Source organism: bacterium, assembly GCA_035295165.1.
Classification (GTDB): Bacteria; Sysuimicrobiota; Sysuimicrobiia; order Sysuimicrobiales; family Segetimicrobiaceae; genus JAJPIA01.
On the sequence record DATGJN010000108.1, the window covers coordinates 1 to 23,165 of the forward strand.

The following is a 23,165-nucleotide window of genomic DNA, read 5'->3' on the forward strand; positions in this document are numbered from 1 at the left end:
ATCGCTAAGACTATCGTTGGCACCGCCAACCACCCTCCCTTTGCCCCCCCCGAGCGTTCGCCCAGGTGACGCGAGTCCTCGGGGACCCCGGGCACGCCGAACAGAACACGTCGCCAGCGATCGCCGCCGTCCGGGCCGCAGCGCGCGGCGCTTCACATCGCTGCATACGCCGCCGCCGCGTCCGTGCGGGCCTCCCGGTCGGCCTCGAGCACGCCCTCCAGCGAATCGGCGGGACGAACGCGATGGCGATCGAGCACGCGGCGGATCACTCGCGCGATCTCGAGAAAACCGATCCGTCCGTCGAGAAAGAGCTGCACGGCGGTCTCGTCGGCCGCCCCCAACGCCGCAGGGGCGGTGCCGCTGCGCGCGAGCGCCTCCCGAGCGTACCCGAGGCAGGGGAACCGGCCCGGATCGGGCGGCTCGAACCCGAGCGCTCCGAGCTGCCGCAGATCGAGCGGCGCGACCGGGCTCGTCCTGCGCGACGGGTAGGTCAGCGCGTACTGAATCGGGATCCGCATGTCGCGCGGCCCCAATTGGGCGAGCACGGCGCCGTCGGTCAGTTCCACACACGAGTGCACGATGCTCTGCGGATGGATCACGACCTCGATTCGCTCGGACGGAACGTCGAACAGCCAGTGCGCCTCGATCACCTCAAACCCCTTGTTCATGAGCGTGGCGGAGTCGATCGTCACCTTCGCCCCCATCCGCCACGTGGGATGCCGCAAGGCCGCGGCGGGCGTCACCGCGTCCATCGCGTCGGCAGGGGTCCGAAGAAACGGGCCGCCCGACGCCGTCAGCCACAGCCGCGCGACATCGCGCACATCGCGACCGGCAAGACACTGGAACACCGCGGACGGCTCGCTGTCCACCGGCAGCACCCGGTGTCCCGCACGCGCCGCCGCCTCCATCACGAGCGCGCCCGCTGCGACGAGCACTTCCTTCGTCGCCAGGGCGACGTCGCGGCCGGAGGCGAGCGCGGCGAGCGTCGGACGCAGACCCGCAATTCCGACGACCGCGACGAGCACGACATCGGCCATCGGTCCGGATGCCAACGCGGAGAGCGCCTCGGGACCGCGGAACACCTCTCCCCGCCATTCCGGCGCCGCGTCCCGCAGCGCGTCGACGGCCCCCGGAGTATCGACCGCGACGGCGGCAGGGCGGAACTCCCGAACCTGCGTTGCAAGCGTCGCGACATCGTGTCGCGCCGACAACCCCACGACTTCCACGTGGTCCCGCAGACGGCGGGCCACGTCGAGCGCCGCCCGCCCGATCGACCCGGTGGATCCGAGCACGATGACGCGCCGCATCAGCGTCCCGGCCACCAGGTCATTACCGCATACCCGGCGACCGCGGCCAGGAGGAGTCCGTCGAAACGATCGAGGATGCCGCCATGGCCGGGCAGCACGAACCCCGCGTCCTTCACGCCGACCTCCCGCTTGACCGCGGACTCCCACAGGTCACCGCACACGGCGGCGAGCGCGCAGACCACACCGACCACCGCCCCGACCGCAGGCGGCAGTCCGAAGATCACGGCGAACGCCGCGCCGGCGAAGGTGCCGGCGGCGACGCCTCCCGCGGCCCCTTCGAGCGACTTGCGGGGGCTGATCGTCGGCAGCAGCTTCCGCCGCCCCCACGCCAGGCCCACAAAGTACGCCGCGCTGTCGGACGCCCAGACGACACAGACGACGAGCAGCGCCGGCAGCGGCCCGGCGGCGTGCGCCGCCCCGAACGGAAGCGCGCGCAGCCGGACCAGGTAGCTGAAGAGGTAACCGACGTACAGAGCGCCGAGCAGCGTCACGCCGGCGTTGGCCAAGGCCCGGTCCGCCCGGCCGCCGCGCAACTGCACCAGCATCGTGTACACCAGCAGCGCCGGCACCAGCATCGGTTCCCACGCGGACGGATACGCGGCCGCGGCGACGAACAGCACACCGCCCACGATCCCCGCCTCCCACACGGGATGGTAGCCGGCTCGCTCCGCCATGCGGTAGAACTCCCAGAGGCCGATCACGACGACCACGGTCACCCCGACCGGCAACCAGGGCAGTCCGAGCATGATGAGGCCGACCGTGAGCGCCCCGCCGACCAGCGCCGTAACGGTGCGGCTCAGCAGGGTGCGCTCGGGCCCGATGACGGGCACGGGCGTCGGCGGCGTCACGACACCGCCGGGGCGCGGCAGGCTATCCAAGGTCGACGCCCCCGAATCGTCGGTCCCGCCCCTGGAACTCCCGGATCGCGGCGAAGAGGTCGAGTTTGCCGAAATCCGGCCAGCGCACGTCGGTGAAGTACAGTTCCGCGTAGGCGGCCTGCCAGAGCAAGAAGTTGCTCAGCCGCTGCTCGCCACCGGTCCGGATCAGCAGATCGGGATCGGGCAGATCCGGGGCGAAGAGGCGACTCGCCATCGCGTCCTCGTCGATCGCGTCGACCGACAGGCGTCGCGCCGCCACGGCCTCGGCCAGCCGTCTCGCCGCCTCGGTCAGCTCCCGCCGTCCGCCGTAATTCAGCGCGAGGTTCAGCGTCACCGAGGTGTTGTCGCGGGTCAGAGCGATGACGCGTGCGAGCGCTCCCTGCACGTCGTCGGGCATCTCCGCAATCAACCCAGAGGCCCGGAAGCGGACCCCGTTGCGGTTGAGGCCTTCCGCCTCCAACTCCAACGTTTCGATCAACAGGCTCATCAGGGCCTGCACTTCTTCGGGCGGCCGCCGCCAATTCTCGGTGCTGAACGCGTAGAGGGTCAGGATCTCCACGCCGCACTCTCGCGCCCCCTCGAGCGTGCGCCGTATGGCCTCGCGTCCTTCTCGGTGGCCCTCCAGCCGCGGCAGACCCCGGAGCTCGGCCCAGCGTCCGTTGCCGTCCATGATGATCGCGACGTGGCGCGGGATGCGCGTTGGGTCGAGCGAGGCCCGCAAGACGTCCTCGCGCTGCTTGAGTTCCGCGGATGCCTCATGTTCGGTCGCGCGCATATCACTCCTCGCACCCGTCGCGCCGGCGGCACGGAGTCGCCGCGGGCCCTCCGGTTCGATGCAAGACGGCCCCCTCAACGTCAGGGGGCCACGTCTCCGCTCCCACACCCGCGCACCGGGGTGCCGCGTGCTCACACCTGTCGATGCCAGGCCTACCCGCGTCGGTCACCCGGCCGACCGCTCGCGATCACGCGCACGCTCGGGTTCATCCGACCGTTCACCGCACACCACCAACAGCACCCGATCCCCCGTGCCGGTCCGCTGGCGCACCACACGCTGGGGCGGGTGAAGGGTCCGTTTCGGTGAGCGCGCCTCCACGACCTCGACCGCCGGCCACCCCGCCTCGGCGAGGCGCTCGCGGGCGACATCGAGCGTATAGCCGACGATATCGGGAGGACGTCGTTCCGCGCTCATCGTTGTGGCTCCATCGCGCCGCGCGTGGATCAGGATCGTCACCGGATCTGCGGGGCTGGTTCCGCGCGCTCGGGACCCGAGGGTCGCTGGCGCCTCGACCCGGCTCACACCTCGGTGATCTCCGCCTCCTTGGCGGCCAACAGGCCCTCGATCTCCTTGATGTACTGATCGGTCAGCTTCTGTAGATCCTCGACGGCGCGCCGTCCGTCATCCTCGGACAACTCGCCCTTTTTCTCCAGCCGCTCGAGCTGCTCTTTGTGGTCCCGGCGGATGTTGCGCACCGCGACCCGGGCCTCCTCGGCCTGCTTGTGAACCACTTTCACGAGATCGCGCCGCCGGTCCCCCGTCAGCGACGGGATCGGCAGTCGTATTACGTTCCCATCGTTCGCGGGGTTCAGCCCAAGCTCGCTCTTCTGGATCGCGCGTTCGATCTCGCGGACCAGGTTCTTGTCCCACGGTTGGATGACGATCAACCGGGGATCGGGCACGGTGACCGTCGCGACCTGCGTCACCGGCGTCGGCACCCCGTAGTAGTCCACGGTGACGCGCTCAAGCAACGCGGGGCTGGCCCGGCCCGTTCGAACGCCAGCAAACTCCCGCTTGGCCGCCTCCACCGCCTTCTGCATGTGCGACTTAGCGTCCGCGAGCACGGCGTGCATCCTCGGCCCCTCCTCCCACCAGGGTGCCGATCTCCTCTCCGAACACCGCCCGCTTCACGTTGCCGGGCCGGGCGATGTCGAACACGATGATCGGCATGCCGTTGTCCATGCACAGCGACGTCGCCGTCGCGTCCATCACCTTGAGACCCCGGTTCAGCACGTCCATATAGTCCAGCGTGCGGAAGCGGACCGCATCCGCGCTCTCCCGCGGGTCCTTGTCGTAGACGCCGTCCACGCCCTTCTTGGCCATCAGGATGGCGTTGGCTTCGATCTCGATCGCCCGCAACGCGGCCGCCGTGTCGGTCGTGAAGTACGGGCTGCCGGTGCCGCCCGCGAAGATGACAACACGCCCCTTCTCGAGATGGCGGATCGCCCGTCGGCGGATGTAAGGTTCCGCCACCTGCCGCATCTCCACCGCGGTCTGGACCCGGGTCTCGAGCCCCTCGCGCTCCATCGCGTCCTGCAGCGCCAGCGCGTTGATTACCGTCGCGAGCAGGCCCATGTAGTCGGCGGTCACGCGCGCGACCCCCGTCTTTTCGGCCATCTGAACGCCGCGGACGATGTTGCCGCCGCCGACAACGATCGCGACGTCCACGCCAGCGTCCCTGACCGACCTCACCTCTCGCGCGACGAGGTGCAACACCTCGGAATCCACGCCCACGCTGGCCGTGCCGGCGAGCGCCTCGCCGCTGAGCTTCAACAGGATCCGCCGGTAGCCGGCGGTGGGCTCAACGGCGCCGGGCGTCGCCATTACTCCCCCAGCCGGAACCGGGCGAACCGGCGGATCTGGATGTTCTCACCGGTTTTCGCGATCGCTTCCTTCACCACGTCGGCGACCTTCTTGCTGTCGTCGCGGATGAACGGCTGGTCGAGCAGACACACCGTCCCGAACCACTTCTCGAGCTTCCCTTCGGCGATCCTGGGAGCGATCGCGTCCGGCTTCCCCTCGTTCTTGGCCTGGGCGAGATAGATCTCGCGCTCCGCCGTGATCGTTTCGGCCGAGATCTCGTCACGGGAGACGTACCGAGGATCGCTCGCCGCGATCTGCATCGCCACGTCCCGCGCGAGCGCCTTGAACTCCGGTGTCCGCGCGACGAAATCTGTCTCGCAGTTGATCTCGACGAGCACGCCGAGCCGCCCTTCGCCGTGGATGTACGACGCGACGAGGCCTTCCTTCGCCACGCGACCGCTCTTCTTGTCCGCGGCCGCCAGGCCCTTGGCCCGCAGCAGCATCTGCGCCTTCTCGAGGTTGCCCCCCGCTTCGGTGAGGGCGTTCTTGCAGTCCACGATGCCGGCGCCGGTCCGGGCCCGCAACTCCTTCACCTGGTTCACGCTGATGTCAGCCAACCCGTGCCTCCTGTGTGTCCCTCGTGCCGAACGGACGCGCCACGCCCGCCGTGGCGGTCGGGCGGCGCGCTACGCCTGAACTTCCTGCTCCTCCACCGCCTCGTCGACAACCTCTTCCTCGCCTGGCAGCGCCGCCATCGGAGCGGGTTCGACCGCGTCCGCGGCCGCCGCTTCCTCTTCGAGGACCTCGGCTTTCCGGCGCTCCTCGTACCCTTCCTGCGCCGCGTTCGCGATCCGGTTGGTGATCAACCGCACGGCGCGAATCGCATCGTCGTTCCCCGGAACCGGATAGTCGGCTTCATCCGGATCGCAGTTCGTGTCGATGATCGCCACGATCGGGATGCCGAGTTTGCGCGCCTCCGCGATTGCGATGTGTTCCTTGCGCGTGTCGACGATGTAGACGGCGGTCGGCAGCGTCTTCATCTCCGAGATCCCGCCGAGGTATTTCTCCAACCGAGCCAGCTCGTCCATCAGCCCGGCCTGCTCCCGCTTCGGAAGGATCTCCAGCGTCCCGTTATCGCGGATCTCGACGAGCTCGTGCAGCCGGTCGATGCGGCTCTTGATCGTCGCGAAGTTCGTGAGCATGCCGCCGAGCCAGCGCTGGTTGACGTAGAACTGGTGCGCCCGCGTCGACTCCTCGCGGATCGCGTCCTGCGCCTGCTTCTTCGTCCCGACGAACAGCACGGTACCGCCCGAGGCGACGGTGTCCCGGACGAACCGGTAGGCCGTCTCGATCAGCGGCACGGACTTCTGCAGGTCGATGATGTGGATCCCGTTGCGCTGGGTGAAGATGAAACGGGACATCTTGGGGTTCCACCGGCGCGTCTGGTGGCCGAAGTGAACGCCCGCCTCGAGCAACTGCTTCATCGTGACAACAGCCACGATACCCTCCCCTTTCCGGTTATGCGTCCGCCCCGTTCATTCCGCACCGGAACCCGGACGCGCACCCCGACTCCCCGCCGGGGATCGCGACGTCGTCCGGGCACCGCCGGTCCGGTCCCTGGAGCGTGCGAAAGTCCTGACGTAGTATAACATAGGCCCGGAAGGGAGACAAACGCACGGCGCGTGCACCAGCGCGCCGCGCACGTGATCAAATGTCGTGCATCGAGCGGAGCCCGTTCGTGAGGCGCGTCCTCCGCAGCGACCACCGCCCGCGGTGACGCTGACGCGGTTAGAGGAGCGACACGCGTCCGGTCGTCAGCTCGTAGTACGCCGCGACGATCTTGAGCTTCCCTTCCTTGGCGAGTCCCGCGAGCACCGGGGACGAGGTCCGGAGCAGCTCCGCCTGGATCGTCGCGTTTGCCTTGATCGCGGCCTCGAGGTTGGACCCGGCCCGCTGCACCGCCGGGCGGAGGTGTGGGAAGAGACTGCTGATCTGCCCGGGCACCGCTTTGTTCGCGATCGCCGCCGACACCGCCCCGCACCGCCCATGCCCGAGCACCACGATCAGCGGCGTCCCCAGGACCGCCGCCCCGTACTCCAGACTACCGATGATCTCGGGAGTCCCGACGTTGCCGGCGACCCGGCAAACGAACACGTGCCCGATACTCTGGTCGAACGCGATCTCCACGGGCACGCGCGAGTCCGCGCACGACAACACCGAGGCGAAGGGTTCCTGTTTCTCCGCGGTGCCCTGCTTGAGGATCGCAAGGTCCGCGTTGAACGCGGTCAGGCCGCCATTGACGTACCGGGCGTTCCCCGTCATCAGCCGCTCGAGCGCCTGGTCGGGCGAGAGCGCGCTCTGCGCCTCCGCCGGCCGCTGGGGCAACGCGGCGGCGGTCATCCCGCCCGCCAACCCGGCCGCCGCGGCCGCGGCGAGCAGATCCCTGCGGGACAGCCGCCGAGCATAATCGCCCGCCGCCGTCACGTCCACAGCCCTGGTCACAGCACGTACCTCCGCAGGTCGTGGTCGGCCAGGATCCCGGCGAGTCGCTCACGGACGTAGGCCGCATCGATGACGACGTGCGCCGGCGCCTCGGGGGCCGCGAACGAGAGCGCCTCGGTCACCTTCTCCAAGATCGTGTGCAGCCGCCGGGCTCCGATGTCCTCGTGCTCCGCGTTCACCGCCGCCGCGATCCGCGCGATCTCCTGGACACCGTCCGGCGGGAACTCCACAATCACGCCCTCGGTGGCCAACAGGGCCGCGTACTGTTTGGTCAGCGCGTTTTCCGGTTCGACGAGGATCCGTACGAAATCCGCCTCGGTGAGCGACCCCAGCTCCACGCGGATCGGGAGCCGGCCCTGCAGCTCGGGGATCAGATCCGACGGCCGGCTCACGTGAAACGCTCCCGCGGCGATGAACAGCATGTGGTCGGTGCGGACGGCTCCGTGCTTGGTCGTCACCGTGGACCCTTCGATGATCGGCAGGATGTCGCGCTGCACGCCTTCGCGGGAGACGTCGGGCCCGGCGCCGCCCTCCCGCCCGGAGATCTTGTCGAGCTCGTCGATAAACACGATCCCGGCCTGCTCCGCGCGGCGGATGCCCTCGCGAACGACCTCGTCCATGTCGATCAGCTTCTGCGCCTCCTCGTTCGTGAGAACCCGGAGCGCATCCGGCACCAGCATGCGGCGCCGCTTTCGCCGGCGCGGCAGCACGCTGCCGAAGAGATCCTGCAGGTTGATCCCCATCTCCTCCACGCCCTGCCCCGAAAACACCTCCACGGTCGGAAAGGCGCTCTCTTCGACCTCGATCTCCACCGTATCCCGGTCGAGTTCCCCGCGGTCGAGCTGCGCCCGCATCGCCGCCCGGCGCGCATGAAGATCGTCTGGGGCGGCGGCACCGGGCTCCGGGGCGGGCGGGGACGTGCGGCCGCCGAACAGCATCTCCAGGGGATTGGAAAACCCCTGGTCCTTGCGCGGCGCCGGCGCCAGGATCTCCACCAGACGGTCGCGGGCCTGCGTCGCGGCCCGCTCCCCCACCTTGCCGACCTGCTCGCTGCGGACCATCTGGATCGCGGTTTCCACCAGGTCCCGGATCATCGAGTCGACGTCACGGCCGACGTAGCCGACCTCGGTGAACTTCGTCGCCTCGACCTTCACGAACGGGGCGGCGGCCAGGCGTGCCAGACGGCGCGCGATCTCGGTCTTGCCGACGCCGGTCGGGCCGATCATCAGGATGTTCTTGGGGATGACCTCGTCGCGCATCTCCGCGCCGAGACGGCTCCGTCGGTACCGGTTTCGCAGCGCGATCGCGACCGCACGCTTCGCGGCGGCCTGGCCCACAATGAACTTGTCGAGCTCTTCCACAATTCGCCGGGGTGTCAGGCTCTCAATCGTCAGCCGGTCCTCGAGACGCGCGCGCGCTTCCATGGCCGGCTACAAAACCTCCACGGTCACCTGATCGTTCGTAAAGACGCAGATCTCGCTCGCCACGCGCAGCGCCTCCCGGGCGATTTCCTCCGCGGCGAGCGACGAGTGCCTCAGCAGCGCCCGCGCCGCCGCGAGTGCGTAGGGACCGCCGGAGCCGATCGCGGCCACCCCGTCGTCGGGTTCGATGATGTCGCCGCTGCCCGACAGCACGTACAAATGCTCGCGATCGGCGACGACCAGCAGCGCCTCGAGCCGGCGCAGAATGCGGTCCGTGCGCCAGTCCTTCGCCAACGCCACGATCGCCCGGGCCAGGTGCCCGTGGGTTTCCGCGAGCTTTTGCTCGAGGCGTTCGAAGAGGGTCAGGCCGTCTGCCGCGGATCCGGCAAAGCCCACCAACACGTTCTCGCCGATGCGCCGGGTCTTCCGCGCGCCGTGCTTCAGCACGGTGTTGCCGATGCTGACCTGCCCGTCGCCGGCCAACGCGATCCGGCCGTCCCGCCGCACCGCCACTACTGTCGTCGACCGGATTCGCGGGCTGGCCGGCCGGCACTGCCGTCCGGTCACGACGGGCTGCCCACCTGCTCCGGTTCGCGGGACGCCGGCGCCTCCTTGTATGTGCACGCCTTGTTGCTGCAGACCACGGGCGGCGTCGTGCCGCGCCGGGCCCGCTTCGTCACCAGGATGTGGCCGCACTCGGGACAGATCCGCCCGACGGGCCGGTCCCAGGATGTGAACGTGCACGCCGGGTAGTTCGCGCACCCGTAGAAGATGCGCCCCTTGCGAGTTCGCCGCTCCACGATCTCCCCGTTGTCGAGCGGGCACCGCACGCCGATGCCGACCGGCCGGGTGTACGAGCACTCCGGGTACCCTGAGCAGGCGATGAACTCCCCGTAGCGACCGCGCCGCTTCACCAGCGGCCGGCTGCAGCGAGGGCATAGCTCGCCGATCTCCTCCGGGACCATCTCGACTTCCTCGATGCTCTGCTCCGCCCGGTGGAGGACCTCCTCGAAAGGCCCGTAGAACGCGCGGATCAGGCCGACCCAATCCTCCACCCCCTCCTCGACCCGGTCCAGATCCTCCTCCATGTGCGCCGTGAACTCGACGTCGAGCACGCTCGGAAAGTGCTCGACGAGCAAGGAGTTCACCAGCACGCCGAGATCGGTGGGGTAGAACCGCCGGTCTTCGAGCTCGACGTAGCCGCGGTGCTTGATCGTCTCGATGATCGGCGCGTACGTGCTCGGCCGACCGATGCCGCGGTCCTCGAGCGCTCGCACGAGCGTCGCCTCGGTGTAGCGGGGCGGCGGCTGTGTAAAGTGCTGCGCGGGATCGAGCCCGAGGAGGCGCAACCGCTCCCCATCGCTGAGATCGGGGAGCCAGCCCTCCGGGGTCTCCTCGTCCCCGTTGTCCCGACCTTCCAGATAGACCCGGAGAAATCCCGGAAACTTCACGCGAGACCCAGTCGCCCGGAACCCGTACGGCCCTGCGGTGATGTCCACGGCGAGCGTGTCCATCACCGCGGACGCCATCTGGCTCGCGACGAAGCGTTCCCAGATCAGCTTGTACACTTTGTGCTGGTCGGCCTTCAGGAAGGGCTTGACGGACTCCGGGGTGCGCGCCACCGACGTCGGCCGGATCGCCTCGTGGGCGCCCTGCGCGCCTCGGCGGGACGTGTAGCGGCGTGGGTCCGCCGGCACGTACGGCGCGCCGTACGTCTCCGCGATGAAGGTGCGGGCCTGCTCCTGCGCTTCCGCCGCCACGTGGACCGCGTCGGTGCGCATATACGTGATCAACCCGACCGTGCCCTCGGGCCCGACGTCGAGCCCTTCGTAGAGTTGCTGGGCGACGACCATCGTGCGCGCCGCCGAGTACCCGATCTTCCGGTTTGCTTCCTGCTGGAGCGTGCTCGTCGTGAACGGCGCGGTGGGGTGCCGCTGCTGGTCACGGCGCCGCACCTCGGCCACCACATACGGCACTCGCTCCAACTCCCGGACGAGCGCGTCCGCCTCCGCCTGGTTGCCGATCGTGATCTTGTCGCCGCCCTTCGTCACGAGGCGCGCCACAAACGGCGTCTCGTCGCCGAGGCGGGTGAGGCGCGCCGCAATGGACCAGTACTCCTGGGGCACGAACGCCTCGATTTCGCTTTCGCGCTCGCAGATCAGACGCACCGCCACCGACTGGACGCGGCCCGCGCTCAATCCCCCGCGCACCTTGCGCCACAAGAGCGGGCTCAACTTGTACCCGACGAGACGGTCCAGCACGCGGCGGGCCTGCTGCGCGTTCACACGGCTGATGTCGATGTCGCGCGGCGCCTGCAGCGCACGCCGCACCGCGTCCTTGGTCACCTCGTGAAATTCGATGCGCTTGATCTTGGGGTTGACCTGCTGGAGGATGGTCGCCAGATGCCAAGAAATGGCTTCGCCCTCGCGGTCTGGATCGGTCGCGAGGTAGACGGCGGACGCCTTTTTGGCGGCCGACTTGAGTTCCTTGATCACCGGCCCTTTGCCCTTCGGCACGACGTACTTGGGTGTGAACTCGTGCTCCACGTCCACCCCGAGCTGGCTCCGCGGAAGATCCTTGACGTGTCCCATCGACGCGACCACGTCGTACCGCCGGTCCAGCAGCTTCTTGAGCGTCCGCGCCTTGGTCGGCGACTCTACCACCACGAGTGATTTTGCCACTACGCGCCTCCTGACTCGGAATGTCCGGCTCGGCCAGGTCCGCGCCTGGCGAGGCCCTTGCCGGCGACGTACCGCACCACTCCACGGATCTCCAGCACCGCGGGTACGGCCGTCCCCTGCGCGGCCCCGAGTCCCGACCGCGCGATCATATCGTCAATATGCACAAATTCCTCCCGAATGGTGACACCCACCGGGCCCTGCGGGGCGGCCTCGCTCGGTCCCGGCCCACTCCGCCGCTCCGATAGCACCGCGCCCCGTGCCGCGTCGCCAACATCGCTTCCATTAAAGAGCGGCGCTCTGCTGGGGACGAGCATTGTTCCCGCGCGGAGGACCGAACGGACGCGGGCGCCAGATGGGCACCTGTCCAAGGACGCCCACGGCACCGCGGCCGCGCAACGCCACCCGGCTCCTCCCGACGGCCAACGCGGCCGCCCCGGTCCCTATTCCTTCAACCGCGGCGAGCACCGATTCGGACGCCGGGAGCGCCGTGCATGTCGATCCGAACATGCGTCTCACCGACAATACGCGTCGGACCGATGGGCGGCGCTACACGCGCCGCGATCAGGCTGCGACACTTCGGCCCGCACCGCCCATGGATTCTATACCCCGATGTCTTGCATTGTCAAATGAACGAGGCGCGCGTGCGCGGTCGCACGAGCATGCTGACGCCGGTGGAGCCTCGCCGACCGTGGCGCCGATGGCGTGATATCAGGAGATCGAGAGGACCTCGCTCGATCGGAGCTGGAGGCGTGACAGACGCTGCGTGCAGCGACACCGCTGGTGCCCGGCGGTATCGCGTGGCGGCCGGCGGCGCGCGAGCCACACAACGCCGCCGGCCGCACACAAGACGTGCGGTGGACCCTAGGCGACCGGCCGCTCCTTCTGCATCCAGATCCGGACGAGATAGTACAGCACGATGACCGTGTTGATCACGTTCAGCCCGACGGCCACCGACCACAACGACCCGAAGTCCTGCATCGGGTCCGCCGGGCCCGCACCCCGCATCTTCGCCGCGGGGCCCGCAAGGGCCAGGATTACGCTGCTGGCATGGGCGACGTGGGGTGCCATGTGCCCTCCCTCCCTCCGGACAAGAGGTAGCCGAGATAGGTCCGACGGACGCGCGGTTCGATCAACGACGCGCAGCACAGGAACCCGAGAATCCCGCACGTCGCGAACATGAGGAACGCACGGTGAAAGTCGGGTCCCGCGGGCGTTTGGATAACCATCGCCGCGGTCAGCGGCTGTGCCACGGTACTCCCGAGCATGCCGCCGAGCACAACGACACCGAGCGAGCGCCCGACCGCGCCCGGCGTCAGGATCTCCGCCAGGTACGGCGCAAACAGGGTCCCGGTCGGCGTCCACGACGCGCCGAACCCGGAGATGAAGAACGCGACGTAGGCCGTCATAATCGGCACGCCCTGGCGAAACGTCGACGCCCACCCGATCGTCACCGCCATCAGCAGGCCGCCGAGCAGCCAAATCGGCGTGCGTTTGGTCTTCAGCACGATGTCGGACAGGTACCCGCTCAGGAGGACTCCGCAGAGCGCCCCAAGATAGACAACCGAGGACAGCGAGCCCGCGACGATGAGCGGCAGTTTGAGCTGTTGCACGCCGTAGGTCGGCAGCCACGTGGTCAGCCCCCACGACGCCAGCAGGAAGAAGAACCCCGCGCCAAACATGAGCGCGACGTTCCGGTTCGCGAAGATCTCATGGTAGGGTGTAAGGCGCTCGCCCGGAGGAAGCTCCTCGACGCGATGCGCCCGCGCCGGGTCGGAGATGTCGCCGTGGTGCGTGCGCAGTTCTTCCTCGCTGAAGATCACGTTCAGCTCCTGGTGCGTCATCTTCGGGTCGCGCTCGGGACGGTCCACGATAAACTTGTTGATCGCGGCGAGCACCGGGAGGCCGAGGAACGACACCACCATGAACGACCACCGCCACGACCCGGTCGCCTGTGCGATCGGCACGACGATGAACGGTACCAGGATCGGCGCGATCGTATAGGCGGTCTGGTGGAAGGCGAACGCCCGGCCGCGCGTGCTGGGCGGGAACCACGTCGCGGTCAGCCGCGACCCAGCCGTCACCTCGAACCCCTGCGCGATCCCGAACAGGAGGTTTCGCAGCGCCAGTTGGTGCCAGTCGCCCACAAACGCCATCGTCCACGTGAACACGGAAAACGCGCCGATGGTGACCGCGAGCATCTTTTTGGGCCCGATCAGATCCGTGAAGAAGCCGGCGAACGGTTGGACGCATGCGTACCCGAGGAAGAACCAGAACAGGACCTGCCCCGTCTCCTTCGTCGTCATGCCGAGCGAGGCGATGATCAACGGCAACAGGGCCGCCGTCTTAGTACGGTCGATATAGTTGACGAACCACGCGAGCCATGCGGTGCCGAGCACTTGGTAGCGGCGTTGCGAGAACACGCCTTCCATCAGCCGACCACCTCCTGTGGGACGCGTGCGGCCACCCGGGCCCGGGAGACCTGTGCGCGGCAGTTCGCGGTTCGGTTGAGTTTTCCTGCCCGTTGCCAGGAGCTTGGAGTACGCTTAGCGCTAGCGACGCACAGACGCGCCGAACCGCGTCCGGGCCGTGCAGCGGCGCGCTCGGGACCCCGCCCTAGGGCCGCCGGCCGACGCCGGTCCGCGCAGTGCCGGCGCGGGCGGGGACGGACTCGGCGACCACCGGATTCTCCAGCCGGCCCAACGCCTCGATCTCAATCGCGACCGCGTCGCCGTCCCGGAGAAAGATCGGCGGCTTGCGGGCGAACCCGACCCCGGCGGGCGTTCCCGTGGCAATCAGGTCGCCCGGTTCAAGCGTCAGGATCTCGGAGATCGACGCGATCACCTGCGGGATCCCGAAAATGAAGTTGCTGGTGTTCGAGTCCTGCAACACCCGGCCGTTGACCGTCGTGGAAAGCCGCAGCGCCTCGGGGTGCGGGACCTCGTCCGCCGTCACCAGCTCCGGCCCGACCGGCGTCGACCGGTCGAAGACCTTCCCGATCAGCCACTGGCTGGTGCGCATCTGATAGTCTCGCACGCTGACGTCGTTGAGGATCGTGTAGCCGGCGACGTGCGCGTACGCGTCGGTCTCAGCGATGTACCGGCCGGGCCGGCCGATGACGATCGCCAGCTCGGCCTCGTAGTCCAGCTGCTCGCTCACGCGCGGCAACACGATCGGCTGGCCGGCGCCGATCAGGCACGACGTGAACTTGGAAAAGAACACCGGGTGGTCCGGGATCTTCATCCCCGTCTCCGCGGCGTGGTCCCGATAGTTGAGCCCCACGCAGATGACCTTCGGCGGGTGTGGCACGACGGGCAGCAGGACCAGCCCGCGACGGGCCACACGGATGCCGGGGGCCGCACCGTGGCGCGAGAACGCGACCGCATCCTCCGCCCGACGTCGGGCGTCGCCCCCCTCGCTCAGAAACCGCGTCGCATCCGCCGGCACATCGGCGCGCGCGCGCGCGTGTGCGCGCGCCGCGCCGCGGGACTCCAGCAGAGCGGCGTACGCCGCGTTCAGGTCGACCACGTGATCCCCGTCGACCGCGCCGAGCCGTGCGCCATAGCCCGTCTTGAACGTCACCAATCGCATCGTATGTCCTCCCTCCGCCTCAACGCTCCACATGAGCGTGAACAGAAACCGGTTCCGAGCGGCTCTCCGCTTAAGGTACTACGCGAGGCGGTGGGCATCCCCTCCCGCGTGCGGCCCGGTCCGCCGGCGCCGGTGCTGCGCTACGTGCGCAGCCTCGGGTCGAGCGTGTCGCGCAGCCAGTCGCCCGTGAGGTTCACGCCGAGCGCCGTGAGCGCGAGGGCTGCCCCCGGAAACGCCGTGAGCCACCACGCGAAGAAGATGTAGTTCCGTCCGTCGCTCACCATGCCACCCCACGCAGCGGTCGGCGGCTGTATCCCGAATCCGAGGAAGCTGATCGTCGCCTCGGCGATGATGAACTGTGAGACCTGCAGCGTGCTGACCACGATGATCGGGGTGGCGACGTTCGGCAGCACGTGCTGCCACATCACGCGCCCGTTGCGCGCGCCGGTCGCGATGGCTGCCTGCACGTACTCCCGGTGCCGGAGCGCGAGGATCTCGCCACGCACCACCCGGACGTACAGCGGCCACCCGGCCACGACCAGGCTCAGCATGATCGTCTGCAGTCCCGCGCCGATGACGGCGTTAATGGTCAGCGCGAGCAGGATGAACGGAAAGCTGAGCTGCACGTCGGCGAGCCGCATCACCGCCGCGTCGAGCCAGCCGCCGAGGTATCCGGAGAGCATCCCCAGCGCGCAGCCGACGAACCCCGAGATGAGCACGGTCACGCCGCCCACGAGCAGCGAGATCCGAGCGCCGAAGATGACGCGCGACAGTACGTCGCGGCCCAGTTGGTCCGTGCCGAACGGGTGCGCGGCGCTGGGAGGTCGGAGCGTGGTCGAGAACTGTGCCGCGGTCGGGTTGTAGGGAGCCAGCACGGGTGCCAGCGCCGCGCACAGGACGGCCACCGCGACGATCGCGACGCCGAGCGTGCCGGTTCGGCTCCGCCACAACCCGGGAAGCCCCCTGCCGCCTCGCCGAAGCGCGCCCGTCCTTGGAACGAGCCACCGGGCGGACTCAGCCATACCGCACCTGGGGATTCAGCCAGACGTACGAGAGGTCGACGAGAAAATTCACGAGAATGTAGATCGCCGACGTCAGGAAGACGCCCACCATCACGACCGGAAAGTCGCGGCCGCGCAACGCGTTGAGGATGTACTGTCCGATCCCGGGCCAGGCGAAGATCGTCTCCGTGACGACGGCCCCGCCGAGCAACTGCCCGGCGTTGAGACCGAACACCGTGACGATCGGGATCGCCGCGTTCTTGAGCACGTGTCGTGCGAGCACGCCCCGCTCGTGGATCCCCTTCGCGCGCGCGGTCCGAACGTAGTCCTGGCCGAGCGCGTCGAGAACCGACGATCGTGTGATCCGTGCGATCTGGGCCGCGTAGAACGCGGTCAGGGTCAGACTCGGCAGGACGAAGTGCGTCCATCCGCCGTACCCGGCGACCGGCAGCCAGCGTAGCCAGACCCCAAACACCCAGATCAGCATGAGGCCCAACCAGAATCCCGGAACCGCCTGTCCCGCCGCGGTGGCGGCGATCCCGATGTTGTCCACGAACGTGCCCCGTCGGGCGGCGGAGGCGATCCCCACGGGCACGGCCGCGCACGCCACCATCGCGAGCGAGGTGGCCGCTAGCTGAAATGTCGCCGGGAGCCGGGAGACCACGAGCGAAAGCGCCGGGGTCCGATATCGCAACGATCGCCCGAAGTCTCCGTGCACGGCCCCGCCAAGAAACGACAGGTACTGCTGCCAGACCGGTCGGTCGAACCCGAGCAGGTGGCGAAAGTACACGATGTCCTTCGGCTGCACATCCTGCGGGAGGAACAGGATCACGGGATCGCCGGTGATCCGCACGAGGAAAAAGACGACGGTCAACGCCAGAAAGATCGCCAGCACCGCTTGGCCGGCGCGGCCGAGGAGATACCGAGACATCTGGGGACCGTCCCCTACCCGGGGTGGACGGGGTTCATCTCATCCACCCCGCCGGCGGCGTTCCCTACTTCGCCTTCGCTTCCCACATCCAAACCTTCTCGTCGGGACGCGGCGCCCAGGCGATCCAGTTCGCCACACCGTAGAGGTCATGCTGGTTCCACAGCGGGACCCACGGCGCCATCGGATGCAGCGCCTCCTGGATCTTCCGAAACGCGGCGTTCCGTGCAGCGGGGTCCACGATCTGTACGGACTTGTTGATCATGGCGTCGGTCTGCGGATCGTCGAATCCGCTGTACGTTTGCGTGCCGACGAAGAGCTGATCCACGGTGCCGATCGGCTGGAGATCCGGGCCCCATCCCAGAAAGAACATGTCGCCGGCCTTGCGGTTGATGACCTTGTCGAGGTGATCCCGCCACTCGTTGACCTGGACGTGCACGGTGATCCCGAGCTTGTTGAGCTGCGCGGCGATCGCCTCGGAGACTTCTTTGTCGAGCGGATACCGCCCGCTCGGGGTATCCAGCGTCAGGGTGAGCTTCGCCGGATCGTACCCGGCCTCCCGGAGCAGTTGTTCCGCCTTCTTGGTGTCGTAATCGTAACATTTGATCGCCGGGTCGTAGGCCGAATCATACCGGCCGACGTAGCCGCAAATACGTGTGGCCATGCCGCCGAGCACCGACGTGCGCAGCTCGTCCACGTTGATGGCGTAGTTGATCGCCTGCCGCACCTTGGCGTTCTGCGTCGGGCCGGGGTGCAGCGTCTCGAACGCCAGGTAGTCGATCCGCGAGCTGACCGTGGTGCGAACCGTCGCCCGGCCACTCCGATTGACCGTGTCCACCGCCTGCGGCGGCACGTCCTTCATGATATCGATCTGGCCAGAAAGCAATGCGGCGAGGCGCGCGCTGAACTCCGGGATCACCGAGAACACGACGGCGTCGATTGCCGGGGCGCCGGCCCAATAGGAGGGGGTCTTCGCCAGCGTCAGCGACTGTCCGCGCGCCCACTCCTTAAACGTATAGGGACCGGTGCCGATCGGGTGCGCCGCGGCGTAGTCGATACCGACCTTCTGCACGTACTCGGGCGCCAGCATGAACGGGCCCGGCAGCGAGACGTTGTCGAGGAATGCGGGGAACGGCTCCGAGGTGTGCACCCGCACCGTGTAGTCGTTCACGATCTCGACGCCCGACACCGACTTGAATCGGGGCAGGTAGTGGGTCTTGTTCTTCGGATCGAGGAGGTAGTCGAACGTAAACTTGACGGCTTTAGCGGTAAACGGCTCGCGGTTGTGGAACCGCACGTCTTTGCGGAGCGTGAGCTCCCAGGTCTTGTCGTCGAGGATCCTGTACCCGGTCGCCAGCCACGGGATGATCTTCTCCGTCTTCGGGTCCCGCGTAAACAGCAGATCGTAAATGTTTTCGAGCTGCGCGTTGGTCGTCCAATCGACGATCGTTGCCCCCATCAGGGTCAGCGGCTCGCTGCCGATGCCGATCGTGATCTGGTTGTGCGCCTGGGCGTCGGCGGCCGTGGAGGCCGGCCCAGGACCGAGCCCACCCACGGCCATCCCGGCCCCGGCGGCGATCCTGAGAAACGTTCGGCGCGTGACGTGGCGACCCCACTGGCACCTCGGTGGGCGTGCAGCGCGCTCGGCCGTCATGGAGCGGTCACCCCCTCCCATACGATGCCGCCGAGACGGTTCACCGTCGTACGGCGGCGACGGTCTGGGACTCCAGGTCTCGCGGGAACTTGGTCGTGACCTCGGGCCGGCCCTGCTTCACGATCACCGTGTCGTCGTGCCGGAACCCCCCGACGCCGTACAGATAGATCCCGGGCTCGCAACTAAACACTTCGTTCTCGACGAGCGGCCGGAAGTTGAACGCGATGTCGTCGGGGAACTCGTGCCCCGCGAGGCCGATACCGTGTCCCGTCCGGTGGACGATCCGATCGCCGTAGCCATGCTGCTCAAACACCCGCTGGGCCGCCGCGTCGGCATCGGCCATCGTCGCGCCGGCCACAAACGCGGCGGCAGACGCGTCCTGCGCCTCGTACGCCGCTTGAAACGCCGCGGCCTGCTCCTTGCTCGGGGTGCCGACGAAAAACGTCCGTTCGTTCTCGCAGACGTACCCGTTGAGGCGCGGGATGATCACGTTCACGATGCCGTGTCCGCGTTCGATCACCTGCCCGTAGTTCCCGCTGATCCCGTGCGGGCACGCGGAGTTGGGGCCGGTGAGCCCCGCGACCCGGATCTCCACCTTGTAGTCGGGCCAGCGCCGAATCGCTTCGGTGCAGATCTCGTGCGCGACGAGCGTGTCCACTTCCGCGAGCGGCCGGCCCGGCGCGAGGTGCTCGCGATACCGCTGCTGTCCCCAGTCGCTCAACTCGGCGCCCTGACGGATGAGCGTGAGCTCCTCCTCGTCCTTGACCTCGCGCATCTCTCGCAGAAGACGCCCGGCCGCGACGAGTTCAACGCCGGGCAGGAGCGACGGCACCTGGCCGATTGGGCCGGCGGTGCTGTCCACCCCGAGCCGGCCCCGGCGGATCCCCTTGCGCCGCAGGAGATCGGCCACCATCTGGGGCCACTGCGGCGTCAGGTACGTGCGGTGCTGCATCCGGTAGTGCTCGGCGTAGAAGTGCACCTCGGGAATCCACATCGATTTGTGCTCGGTCGCGTACCGGACATGGTTCGTCGATAGCTCGTGCATAACCAGGAACGGGTCCGCGTCGCGCGGGATGATCGCCGCCACCGGGCGTTCCCACGGCTGGACGTCGAGGAAGTATCCGGACACGTACAGGAAGTTCTCGGGAGTCAGCACGACGAGGGCGGCCAGATCCGCGTCGAGGAGCTCCTTGCGAATGCGGGTCAGCCGGTCCTGATACACGCGGCGGCTCAGGTATCCCATCGATTCACCTCCGGAGAGTCGGCGCGGCGGCCGCGGGCGCACCGCGACGGACGCGGACGGCCCCGCGGGCACCCGCGAGGCATGCGCAACGCCGAGGAGTTCCGCGTCCCGGCGATCGTGTCCTTCGTCCGGGGCCGTCCCGCCGCGCGATCGTGGGGGCCCGGCGGTGGTGCCGCAGCCGGCAGGGAAGCGCACCCTCGCAGCGAAACGGGTCGACCATGAGCACATCCACCGTGGATCTGGCGCACTACTTCGACTACCTGTGCAAGGCGCGGGAACGGCTGCTGGGCTGGGTGCGGAGCCAGCCCGCGGAAACATACACACGCGCGTTTCCGTTTGGCATGGGCTCGATCCGCGCGACGCTCGTCCACACCGCCGCCGCGCAGTACAGCTACACCCAGCGGCTGGGCGGCAAGGAGTTTTCGCCCGCGGACAACCCGTTCAGCGGGGACAAGCTGCCTGAGCTTGAACCGTTCGTCGCCGCGTGGTCGCGGCTCAACCCGCAGACTCGGCAGGCGTTGGCTGATCTCGGGGACGGGACGCGGCCGATCGAGTTCACGAACCGGATGTTCACCCCTCCGAGACGCATGCGGGCGACGGCCGGGGGCATCGCCGGGCAGCTGTTCTTTCACGAGGTGCATCACCGCGCGCAGGTCATGGCCATGCTGCGGCAACTCGGGGTCGCGGCGCAAGACCTCGACTACAGCGTGGTCATGTTCGAACGCCTCGAATGAACCGACGAGAAACGCCAGCCCCCGAAGCATTCTGGCCGCGGGGTCGCTCGCACGCATCCCGCGAACGGGGCACGCCGGTGACGGGGGAACGTGCCCGCGGTGCTGACGCGGACCGCCCCGCCCTGATGCCGCGCAAGCTATCGGGTAAGTTGCTGGGCTTCTTGCTCTAGCCACTCCTCCACTGCGGCACGAACGATCTCATACGTCGAGCCCCGTCCCTGCCCGATGACCGGGCCGGAGGGCGATCGTCTGGCGATCCACAGCCAACCGCCGCCGCGGACGCGGGCGTAGGCAACCACCACCCGGACCGTCCCTTGTGGAGTCTCGCGCCTGATCAGCTCGTCGCGCATCGCCGCCGCCAGGAACCCGACTACCCGACGCGGCGCAGGTGCGATCGCGACGCCGGCAGCGCGAGGTCAATGTCCGCCCCGAGGCTGTAGAATAGCTCGACGACCTCTCGGGTGAACGCGGGGTCTCCGGGGATCCGGTCGAGCCGCACGCGGCGTACGCGCCCGGCTTCGACGTCTTCGATCGTCTGGATCAGGGAAAGCGCGCCACGGGATAGGAGCGTGGTAACGATCTGCTCGCGGTTCATACGGCCTCCGCTTCTGCGTCGAATGCTGTGATGAAAGGCGCGTGCGATGTCCGGCTGCGACGATGCTGCGATTACCGCGCGTTGGTTGTTCTGCCCCCCGGCCCAAACTCCTTCTTTGCCGTCACGCTTTTCGCAGACGCGGATCCAGCGCGTCCCGTAGGCTGTCCCCCACCACGTTCAGCGCGACCACGAGCGTCAGGATGGCCAGCCCCGGAAACGTGGCGATCCACCACTGGTCAAGGTAGTCGCGGCCGGCGGCGATCTCCGAACCCCATTCCGGAATCTGGGGCGGTGGACCGAGCCCGAGGAAACTCAGCGACGCGAACGTCAGGATCGCCCGCCCCACATCGAGCGTGCTGAGGATGACGATCGGCGACAGGATGTTCAGGAGGACATGCCGGACGAACACCCGAAGAGGCGACGCTCCCACGGCGCGGGCCGCCTCCACGTACTCCCGATCGCGCGCTCCGAGCACGAGGCCGCGGGCAAACCGCGCATACGTCGGCCACCACGCGACCATGATCGCGATGATCGCATTCCGGATCCCCGCCCCCAGCGCGGCCGAAATGATCATCGCGAGGATCACCGTGGGAAACGCGAGCATCAGGTCGGTCAGACGCATGATCGCCTCGTCCACCGTGCCCCCCACGACGCCCGCGACGCTGCCGATCAGCGTGCCGAGCACGACGGCGAGCCCGACGGCCGCGATGCCGACCGGAATGGACAGACGCGCGCCGTACAGCACCCGACTCAGGATGTCCCGGCCGAGCGGGTCGGTGCCGAACCAGTGGGCCGGGCCCGGCGGAGCGAGCCGCCCCGCGATGTCCTGCGCCAGCGGTCCATACGGAGCGATCACCGGGGACGCCGCGGCCACGGCGAGCCACCCCGCGACCACAACGATCGACGCGATCGCGAGCGGCGAGCGCACAAACGCTTTCGGCACAGCACCGGACAACACGCCGCGTCGCCGCGCCGCGCCGCGCAGGGCCGTGTCGGCCGCCATCGCTCAGCCCATCCGGATGCGCGGGTCGACGATCGCATACGCGATGTCGACCAGCAGGTTGACGAGGATGTAGACCGTCGCGACGACGATCCCGACGCCCATGATCGCGGGGAAGTCAAGCGAGGTCGCACTCTGGAACGCGTACGAACCCAGCCCGGGCCACGCGAACACCGTCTCCGTCACCACCGCCCCCGAGAGCAGGCCCCCGAAGCTGAGACCGATCACCGTGATCACCGGCAAGAGCGCGTTCCGCGCCGCGTGCCGTATCGTGATCCGTCGCGGAGCGAGCCCCTTCGCGCGCGCGGTGCGCACATAGTCCTCGCCAAGCACCTCGAGCATGCTGCCGCGCATCATGCGGGTGATGATGCCCACAGCCGACGACGCCAGCACAAGCGCGGGCAGCGTCAGATGCGAAAGCGCATCCACCGCCACGTCCGTCTGTCCGGCGAGCAGCGCGTCGATCACGACGAACCCGGTCGTAAACGGCGGCAGCGCGAGGCGGGGGCTCAGCTGTCCGGCGGAGGGCGCCCAACCCAGGCGGGCGTAAAACAGGAACAGCGCCACCAACCCCAACCAGAACACGGGCATCGACACGCCGATAAGCGATCCGCCGCGTCCGATCTGGTCGATCACGGAGTCCCGCCGGATCGCCGACACGATCCCGAGTGGAATCCCAAACACAAGGCTGATCACCATCGCGGCGGTCGCGAGTTCGATCGTCGCGGGCAGATGCTGCGACAGATCTTGCACCACCGGCTGGTGCGTGGAGATCGACACGCCCATGTCGCCGCGCACGAGCCTGCCGAGGTAGATGAGATACTGCTCCGGCAGCGGCCGGTCGAGCCCCCAGCGGTGCTTGAACGCGGCGACGACCGCCGGGTCGGCGGCCGCCTGATCACCGAGATTCGCCGCGATGGGGTCGGACGGAACCGCGTGCGACAACACGAACGTGAGGAGCGTGATTCCAAGAATCATCAGCGGCAGCACGAGCACTCTCCGACCCACGTAGGCCTGAAGATTCACGTCGCGCTCCCGCTGGACACCGCGTCCGG

General features: G+C 68.4%; 25 protein-coding genes. 1 reads left to right on the top strand and 24 read right to left on the bottom strand.

Annotated features, from left to right (window positions below; translation table 11 throughout):
- Nucleotides 1–152: 152 nt before the first annotated feature.
- The 20 genes from VKZ50_18505 to VKZ50_18600 form a co-directional block, all read right to left on the bottom strand.
- On the bottom strand, nt 153–1,322 hold the full coding sequence (locus VKZ50_18505) for a 1-deoxy-D-xylulose-5-phosphate reductoisomerase (protein ID HLJ61721.1): 1,170 nt from the start codon (nt 1,320–1,322) through the stop codon (nt 153–155).
- Nucleotides 1,307–2,185 carry a phosphatidate cytidylyltransferase gene (locus tag VKZ50_18510; protein HLJ61722.1) on the bottom strand — a complete coding sequence of 293 codons (879 nt, stop codon included), beginning with the start codon at nt 2,183–2,185 and terminating at the stop codon, nt 1,307–1,309. The genes VKZ50_18505 and VKZ50_18510 overlap by 16 nt, the downstream gene beginning before the upstream one ends.
- Nucleotides 2,178–2,960, bottom strand: coding sequence for an isoprenyl transferase (locus tag VKZ50_18515; GenBank protein ID HLJ61723.1), 783 nt, complete (start codon nt 2,958–2,960; stop codon nt 2,178–2,180). Before VKZ50_18515 ends, VKZ50_18510 begins: the two co-directional genes overlap by 8 nt.
- 165 nt (nt 2,961–3,125) lie before the next feature.
- On the bottom strand, nt 3,126–3,374 hold the full coding sequence (locus VKZ50_18520; GenBank protein HLJ61724.1) for a PASTA domain-containing protein: 249 nt from the start codon (nt 3,372–3,374) through the stop codon (nt 3,126–3,128).
- Between the two features lie 104 nt (nt 3,375–3,478).
- Nucleotides 3,479–4,033 carry a ribosome recycling factor gene (frr, locus tag VKZ50_18525; protein ID HLJ61725.1) on the bottom strand — a complete coding sequence of 185 codons (555 nt, stop codon included), beginning with the start codon at nt 4,031–4,033 and terminating at the stop codon, nt 3,479–3,481.
- On the bottom strand, nt 4,008–4,784 hold the full coding sequence (gene pyrH, locus VKZ50_18530) for a UMP kinase (protein ID HLJ61726.1): 777 nt from the start codon (nt 4,782–4,784) through the stop codon (nt 4,008–4,010). Before pyrH ends, frr begins: the two co-directional genes overlap by 26 nt.
- The gene (gene tsf / locus VKZ50_18535) at nt 4,784–5,380 is read right to left on the bottom strand and encodes a translation elongation factor Ts (protein ID HLJ61727.1); all 597 of its coding nucleotides are present in this window, start codon (nt 5,378–5,380) and stop codon (nt 4,784–4,786) included. The genes pyrH and tsf overlap by 1 nt, the downstream gene beginning before the upstream one ends.
- Before the next feature lie 69 nt (nt 5,381–5,449).
- Entirely contained in the window at nt 5,450–6,262 is an 813-nt protein-coding gene (rpsB, locus tag VKZ50_18540; GenBank protein HLJ61728.1) for a 30S ribosomal protein S2, read from the bottom strand.
- A gap of 289 nt (nt 6,263–6,551) precedes the next feature.
- Nucleotides 6,552–7,265, bottom strand: coding sequence for a carbonic anhydrase (locus VKZ50_18545; protein ID HLJ61729.1), 714 nt, complete (start codon nt 7,263–7,265; stop codon nt 6,552–6,554).
- Nucleotides 7,262–8,689, bottom strand: a complete 1,428-nt coding sequence (hslU, locus tag VKZ50_18550; GenBank protein ID HLJ61730.1) for an ATP-dependent protease ATPase subunit HslU — start codon at nt 8,687–8,689, stop codon at nt 7,262–7,264. The genes VKZ50_18545 and hslU overlap by 4 nt, the downstream gene beginning before the upstream one ends.
- Nucleotides 8,690–8,695: 6 nt before the next feature.
- The gene (gene hslV, locus VKZ50_18555; GenBank protein HLJ61731.1) at nt 8,696–9,253 is read right to left on the bottom strand and encodes an ATP-dependent protease subunit HslV; all 558 of its coding nucleotides are present in this window, start codon (nt 9,251–9,253) and stop codon (nt 8,696–8,698) included.
- The gene (gene topA, locus VKZ50_18560; protein ID HLJ61732.1) at nt 9,250–11,367 is read right to left on the bottom strand and encodes a type I DNA topoisomerase; all 2,118 of its coding nucleotides are present in this window, start codon (nt 11,365–11,367) and stop codon (nt 9,250–9,252) included. The genes hslV and topA overlap by 4 nt, the downstream gene beginning before the upstream one ends.
- A complete protein-coding gene (locus VKZ50_18565; protein HLJ61733.1) occupies nt 11,367–11,531 on the bottom strand; it encodes a hypothetical protein in 165 nt (54 codons plus the stop codon). Before VKZ50_18565 ends, topA begins: the two co-directional genes overlap by 1 nt.
- Nucleotides 11,532–12,228: 697 nt before the next feature.
- Nucleotides 12,229–12,435, bottom strand: coding sequence for a hypothetical protein (locus VKZ50_18570; protein ID HLJ61734.1), 207 nt, complete (start codon nt 12,433–12,435; stop codon nt 12,229–12,231).
- Nucleotides 12,402–13,796, bottom strand: a complete 1,395-nt coding sequence (locus tag VKZ50_18575) for an MFS transporter (protein ID HLJ61735.1) — start codon at nt 13,794–13,796, stop codon at nt 12,402–12,404. The genes VKZ50_18570 and VKZ50_18575 overlap by 34 nt, the downstream gene beginning before the upstream one ends.
- 184 nt (nt 13,797–13,980) lie before the next feature.
- Nucleotides 13,981–14,955 (bottom strand): fumarylacetoacetate hydrolase family protein, encoded by a 975-nt coding sequence (locus VKZ50_18580; protein ID HLJ61736.1) that lies wholly within the window; start codon nt 14,953–14,955, stop codon nt 13,981–13,983.
- 140 nt (nt 14,956–15,095) lie between these two features.
- Nucleotides 15,096–15,905: an ABC transporter permease gene (locus VKZ50_18585; protein ID HLJ61737.1), complete on the bottom strand. Its 810-nt coding sequence runs from the start codon at nt 15,903–15,905 to the stop codon at nt 15,096–15,098.
- A gap of 64 nt (nt 15,906–15,969) precedes the next feature.
- Nucleotides 15,970–16,887 (bottom strand): ABC transporter permease, encoded by a 918-nt coding sequence (locus tag VKZ50_18590; protein HLJ61738.1) that lies wholly within the window; start codon nt 16,885–16,887, stop codon nt 15,970–15,972.
- A 64-nt stretch (nt 16,888–16,951) separates the two neighbouring features.
- Nucleotides 16,952–18,538, bottom strand: a complete 1,587-nt coding sequence (locus tag VKZ50_18595) for an ABC transporter substrate-binding protein (GenBank protein HLJ61739.1) — start codon at nt 18,536–18,538, stop codon at nt 16,952–16,954.
- A 40-nt stretch (nt 18,539–18,578) separates the two neighbouring features.
- Nucleotides 18,579–19,781, bottom strand: coding sequence for a Xaa-Pro peptidase family protein (locus VKZ50_18600; GenBank protein ID HLJ61740.1), 1,203 nt, complete (start codon nt 19,779–19,781; stop codon nt 18,579–18,581).
- A 218-nt stretch (nt 19,782–19,999) separates the two neighbouring features.
- Here VKZ50_18600 and VKZ50_18605 point away from each other — a divergent pair, with 218 nt between their 5' ends.
- Complete coding sequence (locus tag VKZ50_18605) at nt 20,000–20,515, top strand: DinB family protein (GenBank protein HLJ61741.1); 516 nt, start codon at nt 20,000–20,002, stop codon at nt 20,513–20,515.
- Between the two features lie 137 nt (nt 20,516–20,652).
- On the opposite strand, the gene VKZ50_18610 is transcribed toward VKZ50_18605, so the two are convergent.
- The 4 genes from VKZ50_18610 to VKZ50_18625 form a co-directional block, all read right to left on the bottom strand.
- Nucleotides 20,653–20,865: a hypothetical protein gene (locus VKZ50_18610; protein ID HLJ61742.1), complete on the bottom strand. Its 213-nt coding sequence runs from the start codon at nt 20,863–20,865 to the stop codon at nt 20,653–20,655.
- 20 nt (nt 20,866–20,885) lie between these two features.
- Nucleotides 20,886–21,110 carry a hypothetical protein gene (locus tag VKZ50_18615; protein HLJ61743.1) on the bottom strand — a complete coding sequence of 75 codons (225 nt, stop codon included), beginning with the start codon at nt 21,108–21,110 and terminating at the stop codon, nt 20,886–20,888.
- A 121-nt stretch (nt 21,111–21,231) separates the two neighbouring features.
- Nucleotides 21,232–22,113: an ABC transporter permease gene (locus VKZ50_18620; protein HLJ61744.1), complete on the bottom strand. Its 882-nt coding sequence runs from the start codon at nt 22,111–22,113 to the stop codon at nt 21,232–21,234.
- Nucleotides 22,114–22,116: 3 nt separating this feature from the next.
- Complete coding sequence (locus VKZ50_18625) at nt 22,117–23,136, bottom strand: ABC transporter permease (GenBank protein ID HLJ61745.1); 1,020 nt, start codon at nt 23,134–23,136, stop codon at nt 22,117–22,119.
- Nucleotides 23,137–23,165: the final 29 nt, after the last annotated feature.